Source organism: Streptomyces noursei ATCC 11455, from assembly GCF_001704275.1.
GTDB classification, from domain to species: domain Bacteria; phylum Actinomycetota; class Actinomycetes; order Streptomycetales; family Streptomycetaceae; genus Streptomyces; species Streptomyces noursei.
This window is the reverse complement of the sequence record NZ_CP011533.1, coordinates 4,081,412-4,097,867: the sequence shown is the minus strand read 5'-3', so window position 1 is coordinate 4,097,867 and position 16,456 is coordinate 4,081,412. Positions and strand designations below refer to the sequence as shown.

The 16,456-nt window shown below is 73.7% G+C and carries 13 protein-coding genes; 7 read left to right on the top strand and 6 right to left on the bottom strand.

All coding sequences use genetic code 11. From position 1 onward, the window contains the following. The first annotated feature begins 275 nt into the window (after nt 1-275). The gene (locus SNOUR_RS17025; protein ID WP_067347927.1) at nt 276-3,518 is read left to right on the top strand and encodes a sacsin N-terminal ATP-binding-like domain-containing protein; all 3,243 of its coding nucleotides are present in this window, start codon (nt 276-278) and stop codon (nt 3,516-3,518) included. Nucleotides 3,519-3,712: 194 nt separating this feature from the next. Here SNOUR_RS17025 and SNOUR_RS17020 read toward each other — a convergent pair whose 3' ends face one another. After that, a complete protein-coding gene (locus SNOUR_RS17020; RefSeq protein ID WP_067358412.1) occupies nt 3,713-4,672 on the bottom strand; it encodes a helix-turn-helix domain-containing protein in 960 nt (319 codons plus the stop codon). A gap of 198 nt (nt 4,673-4,870) precedes the next feature. On the opposite strand from SNOUR_RS17020, the gene SNOUR_RS17015 reads away from it, so the two are divergent. Then, nucleotides 4,871-5,773 (top strand): NAD(P)-dependent oxidoreductase, encoded by a 903-nt coding sequence (locus SNOUR_RS17015; RefSeq protein ID WP_067347924.1) that lies wholly within the window; start codon nt 4,871-4,873, stop codon nt 5,771-5,773. Nucleotides 5,774-5,789: 16 nt separating this feature from the next. On the opposite strand, the gene SNOUR_RS17010 is transcribed toward SNOUR_RS17015, so the two are convergent. Next, the gene (locus tag SNOUR_RS17010) at nt 5,790-8,258 is read right to left on the bottom strand and encodes a cation-translocating P-type ATPase (protein ID WP_079142732.1); all 2,469 of its coding nucleotides are present in this window, start codon (nt 8,256-8,258) and stop codon (nt 5,790-5,792) included. Nucleotides 8,259-8,417: 159 nt separating this feature from the next. Continuing rightward, a complete protein-coding gene (locus SNOUR_RS17005) occupies nt 8,418-8,681 on the bottom strand; it encodes a DUF2530 domain-containing protein (protein ID WP_067347921.1) in 264 nt (87 codons plus the stop codon). Nucleotides 8,682-9,002: 321 nt separating this feature from the next. Here SNOUR_RS17005 and SNOUR_RS17000 point away from each other — a divergent pair, with 321 nt between their 5' ends. After that, a complete protein-coding gene (locus SNOUR_RS17000) occupies nt 9,003-10,475 on the top strand; it encodes an NCS2 family permease (RefSeq protein WP_067347918.1) in 1,473 nt (490 codons plus the stop codon). Between the two features lie 17 nt (nt 10,476-10,492). On the opposite strand, the gene SNOUR_RS16995 is transcribed toward SNOUR_RS17000, so the two are convergent. Continuing rightward, nucleotides 10,493-10,693, bottom strand: coding sequence for a hypothetical protein (locus SNOUR_RS16995; protein WP_067347916.1), 201 nt, complete (start codon nt 10,691-10,693; stop codon nt 10,493-10,495). A gap of 141 nt (nt 10,694-10,834) precedes the next feature. On the opposite strand from SNOUR_RS16995, the gene SNOUR_RS16990 reads away from it, so the two are divergent. The 3 genes from SNOUR_RS16990 to thpR all read left to right on the top strand — a co-directional run bounded on the left by SNOUR_RS16990 (nt 10,835) and on the right by thpR (nt 13,388). After that, the gene (locus SNOUR_RS16990; RefSeq protein WP_067347913.1) at nt 10,835-11,272 is read left to right on the top strand and encodes a MarR family winged helix-turn-helix transcriptional regulator; all 438 of its coding nucleotides are present in this window, start codon (nt 10,835-10,837) and stop codon (nt 11,270-11,272) included. Nucleotides 11,273-11,300: 28 nt separating this feature from the next. After that, entirely contained in the window at nt 11,301-12,746 is a 1,446-nt protein-coding gene (locus SNOUR_RS16985; RefSeq protein ID WP_067347911.1) for an MFS transporter, read from the top strand. 75 nt (nt 12,747-12,821) lie between these two features. Continuing rightward, a complete protein-coding gene (gene thpR / locus SNOUR_RS16980) occupies nt 12,822-13,388 on the top strand; it encodes an RNA 2',3'-cyclic phosphodiesterase (RefSeq protein ID WP_067347908.1) in 567 nt (188 codons plus the stop codon). 189 nt (nt 13,389-13,577) lie between these two features. Here thpR and SNOUR_RS16975 read toward each other — a convergent pair whose 3' ends face one another. Both SNOUR_RS16975 and SNOUR_RS16970 read right to left on the bottom strand, forming a co-directional pair. Next, entirely contained in the window at nt 13,578-14,579 is a 1,002-nt protein-coding gene (locus tag SNOUR_RS16975) for an aldo/keto reductase (protein WP_067347907.1), read from the bottom strand. A 42-nt stretch (nt 14,580-14,621) separates the two neighbouring features. Next, the gene (locus tag SNOUR_RS16970) at nt 14,622-15,302 is read right to left on the bottom strand and encodes a GDSL-type esterase/lipase family protein (RefSeq protein ID WP_067347904.1); all 681 of its coding nucleotides are present in this window, start codon (nt 15,300-15,302) and stop codon (nt 14,622-14,624) included. 101 nt (nt 15,303-15,403) lie between these two features. On the opposite strand from SNOUR_RS16970, the gene SNOUR_RS16965 reads away from it, so the two are divergent. Beyond that, nucleotides 15,404-16,456 (top strand): esterase-like activity of phytase family protein, encoded by a 1,053-nt coding sequence (locus SNOUR_RS16965; protein WP_067347902.1) that lies wholly within the window; start codon nt 15,404-15,406, stop codon nt 16,454-16,456.

Sequence of the window (16,456 nt, the reverse complement as noted above, 5' to 3'; positions counted from 1 at the left end):
ACCACCCCCTCCGGCCCGCCCCGCAGGCCCCCTCCCGTGCGTCGGACCGCTCCCGCCCGGTGGGGGTGGGGAATGCAGGGCCGTCGTGGTGGCCCCGCACCCGGCACCCACCACGGGCAGCAGCGGCGGCAGCCCCCGCACACCCCTCCGCCGAAGGCGGAAGGCGGAAGAACCACGACGGCAAGGCCGACAACGTGGGGTCGCCCCCGCCGTCAGGCGTAGCGGTACCGTCGGGACAGACACGTCTGATGAGGGAGACGAGAAACGTGGCAGGTATGCCGTGGGTGCGGGGCGCCGACGAGGGTGCCGACCCATTCGGTACGGCCCGGTTGCGGCGCGGCGTGCTCGATGCCTGGGCCGCCTCGCCGGCCCGGTTCCGGGAGGACGCCAACACCGAGGAGGACCTCGCGCTCGGCGGCTACCGCGACCGCCTCGCCGTGGAGCTGGCGCAGAACGCGGCGGACGCGGCGGCCCGGGCCGGCGTCCCCGGCCGGCTGCGGCTGACCCTGCACGCGGCCGACGGCGACGCGCCCGCGGTGCTCGTCGCCTCCAACACCGGTGCCCCGTTGGACGCCACCGGCGTCGAATCGCTCTCCACGCTGCGCGCCTCCGCGAAGCGGGAGACCAGCGTGGCGGTCGGCGCGGTGGGCCGGTTCGGCGTCGGGTTCGCCGCGGTGCTGGCGGTCAGCGACGAACCGGCGCTGGTGGGCCGCACCGGCGGCGTCCGCTGGTCGCTCGCCGAGGCCCGGGAGCTGGCCGAGGCGGTGGCCGCGCACAGCCCGGGGCTGGGCGGCGAACTCCGCCGCCGCGAGGGCCACGTACCGCTGCTGCGGCTGCCGCTGCCCGCTGCGGGCACCGCGCCGGAGGGCTACGACACCGCGGTGGTGCTGCCGCTGCGCGACGGTGCCGCGCAGGACCTCGCCGAGCGGCTGTTGGCCGGGATCGACGCGGCGCTGCTGCTGACCCTGCCGGGGTTGGCCGAGGTCGTGGTGGAGACGCCGGAGGGCGCCCGGACGCTGACGCGACGTCAGGACGAGACGTATGTCCTGATCGAGGACAGCCGGCGGGGGGCAACCCGGTGGCGGGTGGCGACCGACGGCGGCCCGTTGGACCCGGCGCTGCTGGCGGACCGGCCGGTCGAGGAGCGGCTGCGGCCGTTCTGGTCGGTGACCTGGGCGGTGCCGGTGGACGAGGCGGGGGCGCCGGCGCGGCCGGGCACCGCGCCGGTGCTGCACGCGCCGACCCCGACCGACGAACCGCTCGGGCTGCCCGCGCTGCTCATCGCGTCGTTCCCGCTGGAGCCGACCCGGCGTCATGTCGCGCCCGGACCGCTCGCGGACTTCCTGGTGGGCCGGGCGGCCGCCGGGTACGCGGGGCTGCTCGGCGACTGGCAGCCGGTGTCGGCCGGCACCCTGGACCTCGTCCCGGGGCCGCTGGGCAAGGGCTGGCTGGACGGCGAACTGCGGCGCCAGGTGGTGGAGTTGCTGCCGCGGGTGCGGTTCCTGCCGAGCGCGGCGGCCGACGGTGGGGCGGCGGAGACCGCCGCGTGGGCCGAGGGCGACGGCGAGGGCGAGGACGGGGAGCGCTACGTCCTGCGGCCGGTGGACGCGGAGTTGGTGGAGGGCGCCGGCGCGGCGACCGTCGGGGTGCTGGCCGAGCTGTTCCCCAGTCTGCTGCCGGCCGGTCTGGAACGGCGTTCGGAGCTGCGGGCGTTGGGTGTGGCCCGGGTGCCGCTCACCGAGATGATCGACCGGCTGGCGGGCGTGGAGCGGTCGCCGGAGTGGTGGTGGCGGCTCTACGACGCGCTGGCCGGCACCGACCCGGACCGGCTCAGCGGCCTGCCGGTGCCGCTGGTGGGCACCGGGCGGACCACGATCGGACCGCGCCAGGTGCTGCTGCCGCTGCCCGACGGCGGCCCGGACGCCGGCGGCGAGGCCGCCGACCGGCACCGCACCCTGACCCGGCTCGGGCTCAAGGTCGCCCATCCCGATGCGGTGCACCCGCTCCTGGAGAAGCTCGGGGCCACGCCCGCCGCCCCCCGCGCCGTGCTGACGACCCCTCAGGTACGGGCGGCGGTCGCCCATTCGCTCGACGCCGATGAGGACGCCTACGACGTCTTCGAGGACGAGCTGGCGCCGGGCGCCGGGGTGCCGTTGGGCGCCGAGGAGCTGGCCGAGACGGTCCTCGGGCTGGTCCGGGACGCCAATCTGGCGCCCGGCGACGAGCCCTGGCTGGCCGCGCTGGCGCTGCCCGACGAGGACGGCGAGCTGGCGCCGGCGGGTGAACTGGTCTTCCCCGGCAGTGACTTCGAACGGGTCATCCGCGAGGGTGAACTCGCGGCCTGTGAGGCGGAGTTGGCGGAGCGGTGGGGGGAGCAGCCGCTCACCGCGGTGGGGGTGCTGGCCACCTTCGCGCTGGTCCGGGCCGCGGACGTGGTGCTCGATCCGGACGAACTGGAGCCGCGCGACGGGGACTTCCCCGAGCCCGACGACGCGGGCCTGCTGGACGCGGTCGACGTGTGGTGCGAGGACATCCTCGACACCCTCCCGGAGGCCCCGGTGCCGCCGGTCGTCACCGAACTGGTCGCGGTCCGCGACCTCGACCTGGTCGCCGACGACGCCTGGCCGCGGGTCCTGGAGATGCTCTCCCGGCCGCCGCTGCGGGACGCCCTGACCGCGCCGGTGCGGGTGCTGCTGCCCGACGGCACCACGGAGTCGGTGCGGCCGTACACCGCCTGGTGGCTGCGCGGCCACCCGGTGCTGGACGGGCGCCGCCCCGCCGGGCTGCGCGCCGCGGGCGGCGACCCGCTGCTGGCCGGGCTGTACGAGGCGGCGGACGCGGGCCGGGTCGACGCCCAGGTGCTGCGCGCCCTCGGCGTCCGCACCTCGGTCGGCGCGCTGCTCGACGAGCCCGGCGGCGCGGCCGAACTGCTGACCCGGCTCGCCGACCCCGAGCTGCCCGTGGGGATCTCCCAACTCCACGCGCTGTACGGGATGTTGACCGAGCTGGATCCGGATCAGGTGACGCTGCCCGACGAGCTGCGGGCGGTCGTGGACGGCGAGATCCAGGTGGCGGACGCGGCGGACGTGCTGGTCGCGGACGCCCCGGACCTGATGCCGCTGGCGGCCGGTCGTGCGCTGCTGCCGGTGCGGCCGGCCCGCGCCGCGGAGCTGGCAGAGCTGTTCCAGGTCGGTCGGCTGAGCGAGGCGGTCGCCGCGGAGGTCCGCTCCGACGGCGCGGCGCACGACGTCCCGGAGGCGGTCCGCGCGCTGCTCGGCCCGGCCGCCCCGGACGCCTACGTCGAACACGAGGAACTGCTGGTCGAGGGCGCCGACGGCGGCGTCGAACTGGACTGGCGGTGGACCCCGGACGGCACGCTGCACGCCGCGACGCTGGAGGGCGTGGCGGCCGGCCTGGCATGGGCGGCCGGCCAGTGGCCGCGCCGCTTCGAGGTCGCGGCGCTGCTGGAGGACCCGGAGCGGGGCGACGAGCTGGCCCGGGCGCGGTGGTTCGACTGAGCCCGGTGCCCCGCCGGGCGTGAGGGAGGCAGGGCGGAGGCGGTCGTCGGACATGGTGTCCGGTGGCCGCCTCCGGTCGTTCCGGCGCGCGCCGGGCGCCTCCCTCCCGGTGCCACCGTCGGATCCGGCAGCGTCTCCGGCGGCTGGGACACGCCCATCTCGGCCTCGGCCTCGGCCGGCAGCGCGCCGACGGTTCAACGGCCGGGGAAGGAACGGCGGTACTCCCCCGGGGAGACGCCGAGGTGCCGCAGGAAGTGGTGGCGGAGGTTGTTGGCCGTCCCCAGGCCGCTCAGCGCGGCGACCTTCTCGATGGGCAGGCCGGTGGATTCCAGCAGCGACTGGGCGCGTGCCAGCCGCTGGTTGAGCAGCCACTGCAGCGGGGTGGTGCCGGTCGCGGCCTGGAGGCGCCGGTAGAGGGTCCGGGGGCTCAGCGCCGCCCGGCGGGCCAGGTCGTCGACGGTCAGCGGCCGGTCCAAGCGGGCGCGCGCCCAGTCCAGTACCGGGGCCAGGCCCTCGTCGTCGGCGGCGGGGACCGACAGGTCGATGAACTGGGCCTGGCCGCCGGGTCGGTGGGCCGGCACGACCATCCGGCGGGCGAGCTGGTTGGCGACCTTGGCGCCCAGGTCCCGGCGGACGAGGTGGAGGCACAGGTCGAGCCCGGCGGTGAGCCCGGCACTGGTCAGGACGTCGCCCTCGTCCACATAGAGGACCGCGTCGTCGACCGTCACCTCCGGGTAGCGGGCGGCGAGTTGGGCGGTGTGCTGCCAGTGGGCGGTGGCCCGCCGCCCGTCGAGCAGTCCCGCCTCGGCGAGCGCGAAGGCGCCGGTGCACAGCGACACCACGCGCGCGCCGGCCCGGTGGGCCCGGCGCAGGGCGGCGACCAGCGGCACGGGTAGCGGAACGCCGTCCTCCACGCAGGCGTCGGGGACGGAGGGGACGATGACGGTGGCGGCGCCGGCCAGGTCGTCGAGCCCGTGCGGGGTGTGCAGGGTCAGCCCGGCCGGCGCGGGTCCGGTCCCGTCGTCGTAGGTGCACAGCCGCAGGTCGTACCAGGGGTCGGCCAGGTCCGGCTGGGGCTTCCCGAAGACCGTGCACGGGATGCTCAGTTCGTAGAGGTCCCAGGAGGGGAGGCCGATGCCGGCGGGGACGACCACGGCGACGGTCCCCGGGCCGGCGGGGCGGGCGGCCGGCCCGGGGCCGGTGGGACGTACGGGGTTCATGAGGGGAGCGTACGGGCCGGCGGGGTGGCAGGAATTTGGTGCCGGGCGTCATTCCCGTCACTGTCGCCGACGGCCCCACGGCTGCGAACGTTCCGGTACGTGATCTTGACGCAGGAACAAGGGAGTTGTGGGATGCGCACGCAAAATGACCGACCGGCCGTGACCGTCGTCGGACTGGGTTCGATGGGCTCGGCACTGGCCGGCGCGCTGCTGGACCGGGGACACCCGACCACCGTCTGGAACCGTTCCCCGGGCCGGGCCGAGGCACTGGCCGCGCGGGGCGCACGGGTGGCCGGGAGCGTCGCCGAGGCGGTCGCGGCCAGTCCGCTGACCCTGGTGTGCGTCCTGGACTACCCGGCGGTGCACGCCGTCCTCGACCCGGTCGCCGGGAAACTCGCCGGCAGGCAGCTGGTCAACCTCACCTCCGGAGCGCCCGAGCAGGCCGACGAGGCCGCGGCCTGGGCCGCCGGGCACGGCATCGGCTACCTCGACGGCGCCGTGATGACCACCCCGCCCGGGGTCGGCAGCCCGGAGATGATGTTCCTCTACAGCGGCGAACGCGCGGTCTTCGACGCCCACCGCGCCACCCTGGAGGCCCTGGGCGACCCGCTCCACCTGGGCACCGACCCCGGGCTCGCGTCCCTCTACGACGCCGCGCTGCTGGGCCTGATGTGGTCCACCCTGACCGGCTGGCTGCACGGCACCGCCCTGGTCGGCGCCGGGCCGACCGCGGCGACCGGGCAGGCCGCGGCCACCGCCTTCACCCCGGTCGCCACCCGCTGGCTGACCGCGGTGACCGGCTTCATGAACACCTACGCGCCCCAGGTCGACGCCGGCCGCTACCCGGGCGACGACGCCACCGTCGACGTCCAGATCGCCGCGGTCGGGCACCTGCTGCACGCCGCGGCGGCGCGCGGGGTGGACACCGCGCTGCCGGAACTGCTCAAGGGACTGATGGAGCGGGCCGCCGCGGCCGGGCACGGCCCCGACAGCTACGCCAGCGTCGTCGAGGTGCTGCGCCGCCCCGCGGCCTGACCCGGCCGGCCCCCGCTCAGGCCGGGAACCGCTTCCCCACCCACCGCCAGGTGACCTCCAGCAGCAGCGCCGCCACCGCCGCGATCGCCACCGCCGTCCACGGCATCGTCGTCCCCACCAGCCGCAGCGCGAAGAAGGTCTGCAGCCACGGCGTCGCCAGGACGATCAGGAAGCCCAGCCCCATCAGCAGCACCAGGCCGATCCGCCACCAGGTGTACGGGCGGGCGATGATCCCCAGGACGTACAGGGCGGCCAGGAAGAGGGTCAGGGTGGCGGCGCTGGTCTGCGCGGAGAGGGCGTCCGGGCCGGAGTAGTAGGCGCGGGCCAGCAGATAGGTGGTGAACGCCGCGAGGCCGGTGATGAGGCCGGAGGGGATGGCGTAGCGCATCACCCGGCGGACGAAGTGCGGGCGGGCGCGCTCCTTGTTGGGCGCCAGCGCCAGGAAGAAGGCGGGGACGCCGATGGTCAGCGTCGACAGCAGCGTCAGGTGCCGGGGCAGGTACGGGTAGGGGATCTGGCAGCAGGCCACCAAGATGGCCAGCAGCACCGAGTAGACGGTCTTGGTGAGGAAGAGGGTCGCGACCCGGGTGATGTTGCCGATCACCCGGCGGCCCTCCGCCACCACCGACGGCAGGGTCGCGAAGCTGTTGTTCAGCAGCACGATCTGGGCCACCGCCCGGGTCGCCTCGGAGCCGGAGCCCATGGCGACGCCGATGTCGGCGTCCTTGAGCGCCAGCACGTCGTTGACGCCGTCGCCGGTCATCGCCACGTGGTGACCGCGGGACTGCAGCGCGCCGACCATGTCCCGCTTCTGTTGGGGCGTGACCCGGCCGAAGACGGCGCCCTCTTCGAGGGCCCGGGCCATCGCGTCGGGGTCGTCGTGCGGCAGGTGCCGGGCGTCCACCGGCGCGTCGGCACCGGGCAGCCCCAGTTTGCCGGCGACCGCGCCCACCGACACCGCGTTGTCGCCGGAGATCACCTTGGCCTGGACGCCCTGTTCGGCGAAGTAGCGCAGGGTCTCGGGGGCGTCCGGGCGCAGCCGCTGCTCCAGGACGACCAGGGCGGCCGGCCGCACCTCGTGGGCGACGTCGGGGTGGTCCAGCGGCCGGGTGGCGCCGGCCAGCAGCAGGACGCGCAGGCCCTGGGAGTTGAGCCGGTCGATCTCGGGCAGCGCCGGGTCGTCGTCGGGGAGCAGCACGTCCGGCGCACCCAGCAGCCAGGACGAGCGCTGCCCGTCGGGCTCCTCGAAGGCCGCTCCGCTGTACTTGCGGGCGGAGGAGAAGGGCAGGGTGCCGGTGCACCGCCAGGAGTCGGGGGCCGGGTAGGCGTCGACGACGGCCTGGAGGGAGGCGTTGGGGCGCGGGTCGGAGGCACCGAAGGCGCCGAGCACCTGCCGCAGGCGGGTCGTTTCGTGGCCGCTCTGCGGCCGCGGAGCACTGTCGCCTTGCGGCCGCGGAGCGCCGTCGCCCAGGGGGCGCAGTTCGCTGACGTCCATGCCGCCCTCGGTCAGCGTGCCGGTCTTGTCCAGGCAGACCACGTCCACCCGGGCCAGCCCCTCGATCGCCGGCAGCTCCTGCACCAGGCACTGCTGGCGGCCGAGCCGGACGACGCCGATGGCGAAGGCGACCGAGGTCAGCAGCACCAGCCCCTCGGGGATCATCGGCACGATCCCGGCGACCATCCGCCGGACCGCGGCGTCGACCGGCAGCCCCAGGGTCAGCAGATGACTGCAGATCAGCCCCAGCGCGGTCGGGATCATCATCCAGGTCACGTACTTGAGGATCTGGCTGATGCCGGAGCGCAGTTCGGAGTGGACCAGGGTGAACCGGCTGGCCTCCTCGGCGAGCTGCGTCGCGTACGCCGCCCGGCCGACCTTGGTCGCGGTGAACGCGCCGCCGCCCGCGACGACGAAGCTGCCGGACATCACCGGGTCGCCCGGCTTCTTCAGCACCGGGTCCGCCTCGCCGGTCAGCAGCGACTCGTCGATCTCCAGGCCGTCGGTCTCCAGCACCTCGCCGTCGACGATCACCTTGTCGCCCGGGCCGAGCTCGATGACGTCGTCGAGGACCACCTCGGAGGTGGGGATCTCGGCGGCCCTCCCGTCGCGGCGGACGGTCGGCCGGGCCTCGCCGATCAGGGCCAGGCTGTCCAGGGTCTTCTTGGCGCGCAGTTCCTGGAGGATGCCGATGCCGGTGTTGGCGATGATGACGAAGCCGAACAGGCCGTCCTGGATCGGCCCGACGATCAGGATGATCACGAAGAGTACGCCGATGATGGCGTTGAACCGGGTGAAGACGTTGCCGCGGACGATGTCCGCGGTCGAGCGGGAGGATCGCGCCGGGACGTCGTTGACCTCGCCCCTGGCCACTCGTTCGGCGACCTCGGCGGCGGTCAGGCCGCGCCGCGCCACCTCCAGGTCGGCCTCGCCGGCGCGCCGCCCGCCGGGCTCCGGTTGCTCGACTTCGGTCTGCGCCGGGTCCGTCATGCCGTAGACGTTACGGGCGAATTGCGTGCTTCACCCGCTGGCGGTCGACAGAAGCGGTATAGGTGTTCTGTCCGGTTTCGCGGCAACCCTGGGCGGGCGGACGGCGTCCGGTCGCGCCCCGGGGGAGGTGTGGGGGTGCGTCGGAAGGCGGCGGGCGCGTCAGGAGGCGTCGGTCGCCGCGGCCGCCGCCCGCTTGATCGCGGCGTCCCGCTTGCGCACGTACCAGATGCCCAGCAGGCCGAGCCCGCCGCCGGCCAGGCAGGTCCACACGAGCCAGGTGCGGTCGTGGTCGGCGTACCAGCCGTAGAAGGGCAGCTGGGCGAGGAAGAGCACGAACCAGATGACGGTGCCGCCGGTGATCGTGCCGACGACGGGACCTTCGAGGGGCGCCGGGGCCGCGCGCAGTTCGGACTTCTTCCACATGGGGCTCAGCTTACGGGGCCGGGGGCGGCGTCGTTCCGGGCCCGCCCCCGAGGGCGATCCCGCGGCCCCATAAGGGTCTACGCGCGGAGATAGCGATCAACGAATTGTTTATTCATACTGAACCTTTCCGGAACTGACTGGTTCGGATCGTTGATTCCTCCAATCTGATCCCTTCAGACTGTTCCAGTTCATTGGTTGCTCTCCCGCCGCCTGTGCGTGTCCCGGCCTCGGGCGCACCCGGTGGATCATGGCCGGACCTGATCCACCGGGCGCCGTCCCGAGATCCCGCGCCTGCCCCGGCCCGTACGACTGAGGTCCCGCATGTCGCCCTCGACCACCACGCCGGTCGACGCCCTGAAGAGTCCTGGCCCCCAGCCGCCCAAGAACGGCCTCGACCGCTTCTTCAAGATCTCCGAGCGGGGGTCGACGGTCGGCCGCGAACTGCGCGGCGGACTGGCCACGTTCTTCGCGATGGCCTACATCATCGTGCTGAACCCGATCATCCTCGGTGCCGGCGTCGACAAATACGGCCACCACCTCGACAACGGCCAGCTGGTCACCGCCACCGCCCTGATGGCCGGTCTGGGCACGATCCTGATGGGCCTGATGGGCAACGTCCCGATCGCCATCGCCGCCGGCCTGGGCATCAACGCCGTGGTCTCGCTCCAGCTCGCGCCCAAGATGAGCTGGCCGGACGCGATGGGCATGGTGGTGCTCGCCGGCCTGGTGCTGATGATCCTGGTGGCCTCCGGGCTCCGGCAGCGGGTCATGGACGCCATCCCGGGCGGGCTGCGGCGGGCCATCGCGATCGGCATCGGCCTGTTCATCTCGCTGGTCGGCCTGGTCGACGCGGGCTTCGTCAGCCGCAACCCGGACGCCGCGCACACCACCGTCCCGCTCAGCCTGGGCCAGGGCGGTCAGCTCAAGGGCTGGCCGGTGCTGGTCTTCGTGCTCGGCCTGGCGCTGATGTTCGTGCTGACCGTGCGCAAGACCAAGGGCGCGATCCTGATCGGGATGGTCACCATGGCCGTCGTCGCGATCATCATCAACGCGGTGGCGAACATCCCGGACGCGTCCTGGGGGCTGGCCGTCCCGAACGTCCCGGACAAGATCGTCGGCGCGCCCGACTTCGGGCTGATCGGGCACATCAGCCTCTTCGGCGGCTTCAAGGAAGTCGGCGTGCTGACCGGCTGCCTGTTCGTCTTCACCGTCCTGCTGTCCGGCTTCTTCGACGCGATGGGCACCATCATCGGCGTCGGCGAGGAGGCCGGTCTGCTGGACAACGAGACCGGCAACCTGCCGAACATGGGCCGGATCCTGATGGCGGACGGCATCGCGGTCGCCGGCGGCGGCTTCGGCTCGGCCTCCGCCAACACCTGCTTCGTGGAGTCCACCGCCGGCGTCGGCGAGGGCGCCCGCACGGGCCTGGCCAACCTGGTCACCGGCGGACTGTTCCTGCTCGCGCTGATCTTCACGCCGCTGGCGACGGTCGTCCCCTCGCAGGCCGCCACGCCCGCGCTGCTGGTCGTCGGCTTCCTGATCATGGCCTCGAACGTCCGGGACATCGACTGGAGCGACTTCACCGTCGCGATCCCGGCGTTCCTGACCATCGCCACCATGCCGTTCACCTACAGCATCACCAACGGCATCGGCATCGGAGTGCTGGCCTTCATCCTGCTGCGGGCGGCCACCGGCCGCGTCAAGGAGATCCCGTGGCTGCTGAACGCGGTCGGGCTCTGCTTCCTGGTCTACTTCCTGCTCAACCCGATCGAGCAGGTGCTCGGGGTCAAGTAGCGGGAGGGCCGGCCCCGTTAGGAGGGCCCGGGCGCCGGCCCCCAGCCGTGCAGCCGCTCGGTCGCGTCGACCGAGCTCGACAACCGTTCATCGAAGTCCTCGCGGATGAGCGTCCGGACGACATAGTCCTGGACGCTCATTCCGCGTTTTGCGGCGTGCTGCCCAAGGCGCTCCAGCAGCTCCCCGTCCACGCGCAGGCTGAGCACTCTCGATCCCATACCGACACGGTCCCTGCACGGTGCGGTCAGGTGTGTCGCTTTCCGCGACGTCCTCACTCATATGGGTGATCCCGGGGTGTTCCCCGGAGGGCCCCGGACCGCCGCTTTCCTTAGAAAGGCTAATGAGCTATGCTAAAGACCATGCCGGAACTGTCCAACGGCGTCGACGCTGATGCCGTGAACGCGCTGCGGTCCGCCGTGATGCGGCTGTCGCGCCGTCTGAAACACCAGCGGGTCGACGAGTCGCTGAGCCCCACCGAGATGTCGGTGCTCGGCACCCTCGCCCGGTGCGGCCGCGCCACCCCCGGCGAACTGGCCCGCAAGGAGCACGTCCAGCCGCCGTCCATGACCCGGATCGTGGCGATGTTGGAGGCCAAGGGACTGGTCCGGCTGGAGGCGCACCCCGACGACCGCCGCCAGAAGGTGGTCACCCAGACCGAACAGGCCGAGGCGATGCTCGAGGAGAGCCGCCGCAAGCGCAACGCCTGGCTCGCCGAACTGGCCTCCGGGCTGGACGAGGACGAGTGGGCCAAGCTGCGGGACGCCGCGCCCGTACTGGAGAAACTCGCGCAGCTGTAGACCCCAGGCTTAAGGAGGCGAACCCACTTTGAGTACGGGAAACGGAGCACCCTCCGCACCCGCACCGAACTCCCACGACGACACGGTCACCGACGACGCGACCGCGACCACCCCGGGCCCCACCGAGGCCCCCGGTGTCGCCACCGGCCACGCCGCCACACCGCGCACGGGCATGTTCAGCTCCCTCCGCATACGCAACTACCGTCTCTTCGCCACCGGCCAGGTGGTCTCCAACACCGGCACCTGGATGCAGCGCATCGCTCAGGACTGGCTGGTGCTCAGCCTCACCGGCTCGTCCGGCGCGGTCGGCATCACCACCGCGCTCCAGTTCCTGCCGATGCTCCTCTTCGGCCTCTACGGCGGCGTCCTCACCGACCGCTTCGCCAAGCGCAAGCTGCTGCTGTGCACCCAGTCCGCGATGGGGCTGACCGGTCTGGCACTGGCCGGCCTCACCCTCAGCGGCCAGGTGCAGGTCTGGCACGTCTACGCCGGCGCCTTCCTCCTCGGCCTGGTCACCGTCGTCGACAACCCGGCCCGGCAGGCGTTCGTCTCCGAGATGGTCGGCCAGCGCGACCTGCGCAACGCGGTCAGCCTGAACTCCGCCAACTTCCAGTCCGCCCGGCTGATCGGGCCGGCCGTCGCCGGCGTCCTGATCACCGCCTTCGGCAGCGGCTGGGCCTTCCTCTTCAACGGCCTGTCGTTCCTCGCCCCGCTCACCGGCCTGCTGATGATGCGCGCCGCCGAACTCCACAAGGTCGACCGGGTCCCGCGCAGCAAGGGGCAGCTGCGGGAGGGCCTGGCCTACGTCCGCCGGCACCCCGAACTGATCTGGCCCATCGTCCTGGTCGGCTTCATCGGGACCTTCGGCTTCAACTTCCCGATCTGGCTGACCGCCTTCACCTACAAGGTCTTCCATGCCGGCGCCGGTACGTACGCGCTGTTCAACGGCCTGATGGCGGCCGGTTCGCTGATCGGCGCGCTGCTCGCGGCCCGCCGGGCCGGCTCCCGGCTGCGGATGCTGGTCGGCGCGGCACTGGTCTTCGGCCTGCTGGAGTGCGTGGCCGCCCTGGCGCCGGGCTTCTGGGTCTTCGCGGCGCTGCTCGCCCCGATCGGCATGGTCGGCCTGACGATCAACGTCACCGCCAACTCCAGCGTCCAGATGGCCACCGACCCGGCGATGCGCGGCCGGGTGATGAGCCTGTTCATGATGGTCTTCATGGGCGGCACGCCGCTGGGTGCGCCGCTGGTCGGCTGGGTCACCGACACCTACGGCCCCCGGGTCGGCTTCCTCGCCGGCGGGGTGGTCTCCATGGCGGCCGCGGCCCTGGTCGGCCTGTTCCTGGCCCGGTCCGGCGGACTGCGGCTCAAGATCGACCTGCGGCGCGGGCACCAGCACGTGGCGTTCGTCCCGCGGATGCGCACCGCCGGGGCGTCCGACGAGGCACCGGAGAAGAAACTGGCGGCGGCGGCCTGAGGCGGACCCGGCCTGGGCCGGACCCGACTTTGGATTCGCCGGGCACGGCGGCGGTCCGGGGGCAAGACTGGCCCCATGAGACTCTTCGTCGCCGTGCTGCCCCCGGCCCGCTCGCTCGGTCAACTAGCCGTGGAAGTGGGGCAGTTGAAGAAGCTTCCGGGCGCCGAACGGCTGCGCTGGACCGGGCACGACGGCTGGCACTTCACTCTCGCCTTCTACGGCGAGGTGCCCGAGGACGCCCTGCCCGAGCTGCACGAGCGGCTGGCCCGCGCCGCCCACCGGCACGCCCCGTACGAGCTGCGGATCGCCGGCGGCGGCCGGTTCGGCGACCGGGTGGTGTGGGCCGGGGCGGACGGCGACCGGCCCGCCATGCGGCACCTCGCGGACGCCGCCGAGGCCACCGGCCGCCGGCTCGGCCTGCGGATGGGCGAGCACCGCCCGTACACCCCGCACCTGACCCTCGCCCGGAACCGCACCGGCCGACTGGACCTCGTCCCGTACGCCACGGCCCTGTCCGACTTCGCCGGCAGCCCCTGGACGGTCGAGGAGATCGCCCTGATGCGCAGCCACCCGCCGGCGCCCGGGGCGCCGGGCGCCCAGCCGCGCTACGAACCGGTCGCGCGCTGGCCGCTGGGGCGCTGAGCCGGGCCCGGACGCCGCACCCGCCCGGGCCGGTGCGGCGCCGGGTTCCGCCCCGGTTACGCTCAAAGGGTGGATCCCAAGACCCGTAACCGGATCATGTCCGGGCTGCTCGCCGTGCTGCTGATCGTCGTCGTCGTGGCGGCGGCACTGCGCTGACCCCGCCCGCCCGGCTCCCCAGGCCCACCCGGCTCACCAGGCGAACGCCTCCGGCGACGGCCCCGGTCCGGGGAAGACCTCGTCCAGGCCCGCCAGCAGCTCCGCCGGCAGCTCCAGCTCCACCGCGCGCAGTGCGGAGGCGAGCTGGTCGGCGGTGCGCGGACCGACGATCGGGCCGGTCACCCCGGGGCGGGTGAGCAGCCACGCCAGCGCCACCTCGCCCGGCACCAGGCCGTGCTTGTCGACCAGGTCCTCGTAGGACTGGATCCGCGCCCGGATCGCCGAGTCGGCCAGGGCGTTGGCGGACCGGCCGGAGGTCGAGCGGGCCGCCCCGGTGCCCTCCCGCTCCTTGCGGAGCACGCCGCCCAGCAGCCCGCCGTGCAGCGGCGACCAGGGGATCACGCCCAGCCCGTAGCCCTGGGCGGCCGGGATGACCTCCATCTCGGCCCGCCGCTCGGCGAGGTTGTACAGGCACTGCTCGCTGACCAGGCCGTACGAACCCCGGCGCGCGGCGGCCTCGTTGGCCTGGGCGAGGTGCCAGCCGGCGTGGTTGGAGGAGCCCGCGTAGAGGATCTTCCCCTGTTGGACGAGGACGTCGATCGCCTGCCAGATCTCGTCCCAGGGCGTGTTCCGGTCGACGTGGTGGAACTGGTAGAGGTCGATGTGGTCGGTGCCCAGCCGCTTCAGGCTGGCGTCCACCGCCCGACGGATGTTGAGCGCGGAGAGCTTGTCGTCGTTGGGCCAGACCCGCTCGCCGTCCGGCCCCATGTTGCCGTACACCTTGGTGGCCAGCACGGTCTTCTCCCGCCGCCCGCCGCCGCGGGCGAACCACGAGCCGATGATCTCCTCCGTGCGGCCCTTCTCGGCGCCCCAGCCGTAGACGTTGGCGGTGTCGAAGAAGTTGATGCCCGCGTCCAGCGCGGCGTCCATGATGTGGTGGCTGTCGGTCTCGTCGGTCTGCGGCCCGAAGTTCATCGTCCCGAGGACGATGCGGCTGACCTTGAGTCCGGTCCGTCCCAGCTGCGTGTACTCCATGGTCGTCCAGCCAAGCCGTTGGAGTCCGCTCGAAGCAAGGGTTCAGTGGACGTACGGGCCGCCGATTTCCCACGCCTGGTGCATCGCGTCGGCGAACGCGCCGGCCAGCAGGTGCTCGCCCGGCGCCGACGGGTGGGTGCCGTCGTAGGTGGACCCGTCGATCCGCCAGTCCGCCGGCTCGGAGGCCAGCAGCAGCGGCGAGCCCGGGGTGGAGAGGTCGGCCACCGCCTTCGCCAGCAGCTCGTTGAAGCGCGTGCACTGGGCGCCGAAGTCCGCGTCCACCAGCGCCCGTACGTTGGGTATGACCGGCATCAGCACCGCCCGGACGTGCGGTCGGGCGGCCCGCGCCCCGGCCACGAAGCGCCGCACGTTCTCCGCGGTCTGCTCCGGGTCGGTGTAGAACCCGAGGTCGATCAGCCCCAGCGAGACCAGCAGGGTGTCGGCCCGGTGCGCGCGGACCGCGTCCTCGATCAGCGGCGCCATGTGCAGCCAGCCCTCGCCCCAGCCGGCGAGGTGGCGCCGCGCCTTCGCGGGGAAGGCCGGGTCGGCGTAGGCGACCGAGTCCGCGGCGTCGGTGGCGGGGTCGTACAGGGTGTCGCGCGGCCCGACGAGCTGGTACGGGCCGGGGTAGGTCGCGTTGAGGTGCTGCCACATCCGGTAGCGCCACGTGAAGTCGCCGGAGCTGCCGATCGTCATCGAGTCCCCGACGCACATGATCCTCATCCGGCAATGATCCGGCCAGGACGGCCGAGACCGCTACCGGCGGGTACGTGACGCTGGCCACGCCGCCCCCGGCCGCCGGGCGCCATGGGAGGCTGTGCCCCATGTGTGCCGCCGTGCGTCGCCCCAGGTGTCCCGGACGTCCGCTCCCGTACGCGGCGGGGGTGGCCGCCGCGGCGCTCGCGCTGCTGACCGCGGCCGGCGGTCCGGCCGCCGCCGACCCGGCCGGCTTCACCCTCACCGACCCGCGGATCACCGAGTCCAGCGGCCTGGCCGCCAGCCGCGCCCACCCGGGCGTCTACTGGACCCACAACGACAGCGACGACGGCCCCTACGTCTACGCCGTCGACGCCGCCACCGGCCGCACGGTCGCCACGATCACCCTGCGCGGCATCGGCACGCCCCGCGACGTCGAGGCCATCTCGGTCGGCCCGGACGGCCGGATCTACGTCGGCGACATCGGCGACAACCTCGGCGGCAGCTGGGACCACGTCTGGATCTACCGCTTCCCCGAGCCGGCGCGGCTGCGCGACGCCACCGTCACCGCCGAGCAGTTCACCGTCCGGTACGCGGACGGGCCGCGGGACGCCGAGGCGCTGATGGTGCATCCGCGGACCGGCCGGGTCTACCTGGTCAGCAAGAAGCAGGGCGGCGGGGCCGCGCTCTACGAGGGGCCGGCCCGGCTGTCCGCCGCCGGCGTCAACACCTTCCGCAAGGTCGCCCCGATCGACCTGTGGGTGACCGACGGCGCGTTCTCCCCGGACGGCACCCGGCTGGTGCTGCGCGGCTACTTCGGGGCGCGGATGTACCGCTGGCGGGACGGCCGCCCGCAGGACCTCGGCGGGGTGTCGGTGCCGCTCCAGCGGCAGGGCGAGTCGGTGAGCTTCACCCCCGACGGACGGACGCTGATGTACGGGTCGGAGGGGCGCCACAGTCAGGTCGAGCCGGTGGCGCTCAGCGGCGAACAACTCCCCGACGCGGCCCGGCGGGACGACGACGCGCCGCAGGGCGACGCGTCCGGCGGGGGCGCGACGGATGGCCGGCCGGGGGACCGGGCCGGCGGTACGGCGCCCAGTTACGGCAAGGGCGCGCTGGTGTTGGCGGGCGCGACCGCGCTGGTGCTGGCGATCCGGAGCCTGCTGCGGCGGCGCCGGTAG

Coding starts and splice junctions, on each gene's coding strand:
- SNOUR_RS17025 (WP_067347927.1), top strand. CDS start 276: ATGCCGTGGGTGCGGGGCGCCGACGAGGGTGCCGACCCATTCGGTACG.
- thpR (WP_067347908.1), top strand. CDS start 12,822: ATGAGACTCTTCGTCGCCGTGCTGCCCCCGGCCCGCTCGCTCGGTCAA.
- SNOUR_RS17015 (WP_067347924.1), top strand. CDS start 4,871: ATGCGCACGCAAAATGACCGACCGGCCGTGACCGTCGTCGGACTGGGT.
- SNOUR_RS16970 (WP_067347904.1), bottom strand. CDS start 15,302: ATGAGGATCATGTGCGTCGGGGACTCGATGACGATCGGCAGCTCCGGC.
- SNOUR_RS16995 (WP_067347916.1), bottom strand. CDS start 10,693: ATGGGATCGAGAGTGCTCAGCCTGCGCGTGGACGGGGAGCTGCTGGAG.
- SNOUR_RS16965 (WP_067347902.1), top strand. CDS start 15,404: ATGTGTGCCGCCGTGCGTCGCCCCAGGTGTCCCGGACGTCCGCTCCCG.
- SNOUR_RS17010 (WP_079142732.1), bottom strand. CDS start 8,258: ATGACGGACCCGGCGCAGACCGAAGTCGAGCAACCGGAGCCCGGCGGG.
- SNOUR_RS16975 (WP_067347907.1), bottom strand. CDS start 14,579: ATGGAGTACACGCAGCTGGGACGGACCGGACTCAAGGTCAGCCGCATC.
- SNOUR_RS17000 (WP_067347918.1), top strand. CDS start 9,003: ATGTCGCCCTCGACCACCACGCCGGTCGACGCCCTGAAGAGTCCTGGC.
- SNOUR_RS17005 (WP_067347921.1), bottom strand. CDS start 8,681: ATGTGGAAGAAGTCCGAACTGCGCGCGGCCCCGGCGCCCCTCGAAGGT.
- SNOUR_RS16990 (WP_067347913.1), top strand. CDS start 10,835: ATGCCGGAACTGTCCAACGGCGTCGACGCTGATGCCGTGAACGCGCTG.